This is a genomic window from Streptomyces hainanensis (assembly GCF_004348415.1).
GTDB classification, from domain to species: Bacteria; Actinomycetota; Actinomycetes; order Streptomycetales; family Streptomycetaceae; genus Streptomyces; species Streptomyces hainanensis.
In genome coordinates this window covers 1-3716 of sequence record NZ_SMKI01000623.1, presented here as the reverse complement: position 1 = coordinate 3716, position 3716 = coordinate 1, and the positions used below count along the sequence as shown (strand labels likewise).

The window sequence follows — 3716 nt, the reverse complement described above, 5'->3', positions numbered from 1 at the left end:
TCGTGGACCCGTTCGGCGCCCTCACCCACCTCGGCGCCGGCGAGAGCGACGGCACGGAGGCCGCCCCGCCCGGGCACCTTCCCGTGCAGCCCATCCCCGTCAGCGAGCCGATGCTCTCCGACACGGCGGCCACCGCCCTGGCCTGGAGCGGCGGCCTGCTGCTCGCCGTCGTCCTCGGGCTGATGGCCGCGCCCGCCGTCCGCCGGGCCGCCGCCCGCGGCTGGCGCGCCGGCCCCGACCCGGGCCGCGACGCCCCGGACCGGCGCGGCGGGCCGAAGGGCCCGCCCCCCGGTCGGCTCGACTGGCTCGACGGCGGCGACGCCCCGGCCGCCGGCACCACCACCCCGCCGCACTCCTCCCCCCGGAACCGGACACGATAGATGGCCACCACACGTGAGCAGGCGGAGGCGTACGCCTACGAGAACCGCCGCCGAACCACCAGCCTCATCCGGGGCGCCGACGAGGCGCGCCTCGACCCGCGCCGCCGGCTCAACCGCTCGTTGGGTGGCGGCACGGCGATCGGCATCCTGATCCTGGCCGGCTTCGGCATCGCCGGCTGGCTCGGTGGCGGCCGTGGCCCGGCGCTGCCCGCCACCGGCGCCGTGGTGGTGGGCGACAGCGGCGACCGCTACGTCGTCAGCGACGGCGTCGTGCACCCGGCGCTCAACCTGGCCTCGGCGATGCTGCTGGGCGGCGGCGAGGTCACCAAGGTCAAGCAGTCCGTGCTGGACGAGGCGCCGCGCGGACTGCCGGTCGGCATCCCGGGCGCCCCCGACGCGCTGCCCGGCACCGGCGACCTCGTCGACGACGACTGGACGCTGTGCGTCGTGCCGTCCGAGACCGGCGGCACGCCGACCGCCACCGCGCTCTACGTCTCGGTGCCCGGCGTCGCCCCGCCCGCCGACCAGGAGCCGGCGGGCGGCGCCACCGTGCTCGCCCAGGCCGAGGACGGCGCGTTCTGGCTGCTCACCGAGGGCCGCAGGTACTCCCTGGAGACGCCCATCCGCGACCTGCTCGGCCTGCAGAGCGTGGAGCCGGTGCGGCTGCCGCACGAGATCATCGCCGCCATGCCCGAGGGGCCCGCGCTGACCATCCCGGCGCCCGGCGACGACGCCGGTGGTGAACCGGCCGTCGCGCTGCCCTTCGAGGCCAGGGTCGGCGACATCGCGCACACCGACACCGGCGTCAGCCCGCAGTACTACCTGGTCAGGTCGGACGGGCTGGTCTCCGTCTCCCCGCTGGTGCACGCGCTGTTGAGCGTCGACGCCGAGACGGACCACGAGATCAGCGCCACCGACGCGGCCCGCGCGGCGCGTTCCGAGGCCGCGGCGCCCGGCGACCCGGCCTGGCCCGACGAGTTGCAGAGGCCGGAGGAGCCGGGGCGCAACCAGCCCGTCTGCATCAGCACCCCGCCGGGCGGCCAGCCGGGCGACGCGCCCTGGCAGGCCACCATCCACCTGCCGGCGACCATGCCGGACCCGGCCGACGTCGACCCGGTCACCGGCTACCAGGGCGCCAGGCTCGGCCTGTTGGACCAGATCTACCTGCCGGCCGGCTCGGGCGCCGTGGTCCGGGCCACCACCTCGGCGGGCACCGGCGGCACCTACACGCTGGTCACGGACAGCGGCGCCGCCTACCCCTTCGCCTCGCCGGACGCCGTGGAACGGCTCGGCTACGCGCCGGGCGAGGCGCCGTCCGTGCCGAGCGCCTTCACCGACCTGCTGCCGGTCGGGCCGGTCCTCGACCCCCAGGCGGCCGGTCGCGAGCAGAGCGGAGCCGGAGAGTGAGCCCCAGAGTGAGCCCGGGACAGCGCCGACAGCGGACCACCAACCCCCCGGGCGACGCGGCCGGCGGCCGCCCGCGACACCCCGGCCCGGCCGGCCGGTTCGGCCGGGGCCGGCTGGTCGCGGTCGAGGCCGGGCTCGGCTGCCTGGCCGCCGGCGCGGCCTTCCAGGGACCCTGGGGCTACGGCCTGGCCGGCGTCGGCGCGCTCGTCGCCACCGGATCGCTGCTGCGGCGGCGCGGCGCCTGGGCCGACCAGTGGCTGTTCGACCGGCTGCGCCGCGACGCGCTGGCCCCGGACGGCACGGCCGCCCCGGCCGGCCGTGCCGACGACGCGGACCTCGGGCTCGCCACGGCGCTGCTGCCGGCCCTCGACATCGCCGAGTTCCCCGACCGCAACGGCCGTGACCTCGGCGTGCTGGCGGACGGCCGCGGCCACGCCGCCATCGTCGAGTTCCCGGGCGGCATGCTGCCGTCGCTGCCGGCCGGCGTCATCGCCCGCTGGCTCGACGAGGACCCGGCCAGGCCGGCGGCCGCGCAACTGGTCGTCGAGCAGTTCGGCCTGCCGCCCTGGGACTTCCACTACCGCTACCAGCCCACCATCGCCTACCGCCAACTGCCGTTCGCGGGACGCCCGGTGGCCGTGCGCTCCTGGCTGGTGCTGCGCTACGAGCCGTTCGACGCGCCCGAGGCGGCCGAGCGGCGCGGTGGCGGCGCCGCCGGCGCGCGGGCCGCGGTGGCGGCCGCCACCGCCCGCATCCGGGCCGGCCTCGCCGCCCGCGGCATGCCGAGCCTGCCGCTCGGCGCGGGACAGGTGCGGGACCTGCTGCGGCAGATCGGCGACGCGTCGGCCGAGGGCCGGGCGATCACCGGCAGTTGGGCCGGCAGCGCGGCCACCCACTGCACGGTCACGGCCGAGGTGGCGAACCAGTCCGACTGGGCGCGGCTGCTCGGCTCGTTGGCCACCTGCACCGCCGACCGGGTGATCACCGCCGCCACCCTGACCAGGGAGGGCGCGGAGCTGCGGGTGCGGACAGCGGTCCGGGTCGTCAGCACCATGGCCCAGCACGCGGCGGCCGAACGCGACCGACTCGTCCAGGCCGGCATCGTCGGCCCGCCGGCCGCCGACCAGGCCGCCGGCCTGTTGGCCACCCTCCCGGTGGCCTACCCCGCCCGCTCCCTGGTCGAGGCGACCGGCTTCACGACGACGGGGGGAGCCCGATGACCACCATCCCGGACCTGGCCGAACTCCCGGCCGCCCAGTGGCGGGACGAGGAGACGGCCGACTGTCGGCTCACGCCCGCCTTCGCCGGCATCCACCTCGGCACCGACCGGACGGGCCAGCCCGTCGCGATCCCCGCCCCGGGACCGGCCGGCACGCGGATCGGCGTGCTCGGCGAGTCCCTCTTCGGCCGGCTCTTCGCGCTGCGGCTGCTGGCCGTCGGCGCGCGGGTCACGGCCGTCACCCGGGTCGCCGACCAGTGGGCAGGCGTCGCCCAGGCCGCCGGCGACCGGCTGTCGGTCCTCGACACCATCCCGGCCTGGCCGGGCAGTCCGCCGGCGCCGCCCACCGTGGCGGACGGGCCGCAGGCCCTGGTCTGCGACCTGCGCCGGCCCCCGCACGTCGCGTTGGCGGCCGGCCCGTGGCGCACGGTGCTGCACGTGACGCGGGTCGCCCCGCGCCGCTCGGCCTTCTGGACGGCGGCCGACGCGGTGCTGGCGCTCGACGCGCACTTCGCGGACCCGGTGGAACGCGTCCTCGGCCCCGAACCGGCCCGCGTCACCGCCGCGTTGGCGCCGGGCGAGATCGCCGTCTTCCGCCTCGGCGGCGTGGACGTGCTCCGCCCGGACATCTCCCCGGGCGAGACGGCGCTCCTCACCCCGGGCCAACGCCGGACGCCGCCGGCCGAGGCCTGAGGGGGCTCCCCACCCAC

The 3716-nt window shown here is 78.3% G+C and carries 3 protein-coding genes and 1 pseudogene; all 4 read left to right on the top strand.

What is annotated here, in order from left to right:
* Window positions 1–380 (top strand): annotated as a pseudogene (locus tag E1283_RS37735) (S8 family serine peptidase); the annotation flags it as partial.
* A complete protein-coding gene (gene eccB, locus E1283_RS33680) occupies window positions 381–1787 on the top strand; it encodes a type VII secretion protein EccB (protein ID WP_132821965.1) in 1407 nt (468 codons plus the stop codon).
* A complete protein-coding gene (locus tag E1283_RS33675) occupies window positions 1784–3007 on the top strand; it encodes a type VII secretion protein EccE (RefSeq protein ID WP_243745290.1) in 1224 nt (407 codons plus the stop codon). The genes eccB and E1283_RS33675 overlap by 4 nt, the downstream gene beginning before the upstream one ends.
* A complete protein-coding gene (locus E1283_RS33670) occupies window positions 3004–3699 on the top strand; it encodes a hypothetical protein (RefSeq protein ID WP_132821964.1) in 696 nt (231 codons plus the stop codon). Before E1283_RS33675 ends, E1283_RS33670 begins: the two co-directional genes overlap by 4 nt.
* Window positions 3700–3716: the final 17 nt, after the last annotated feature.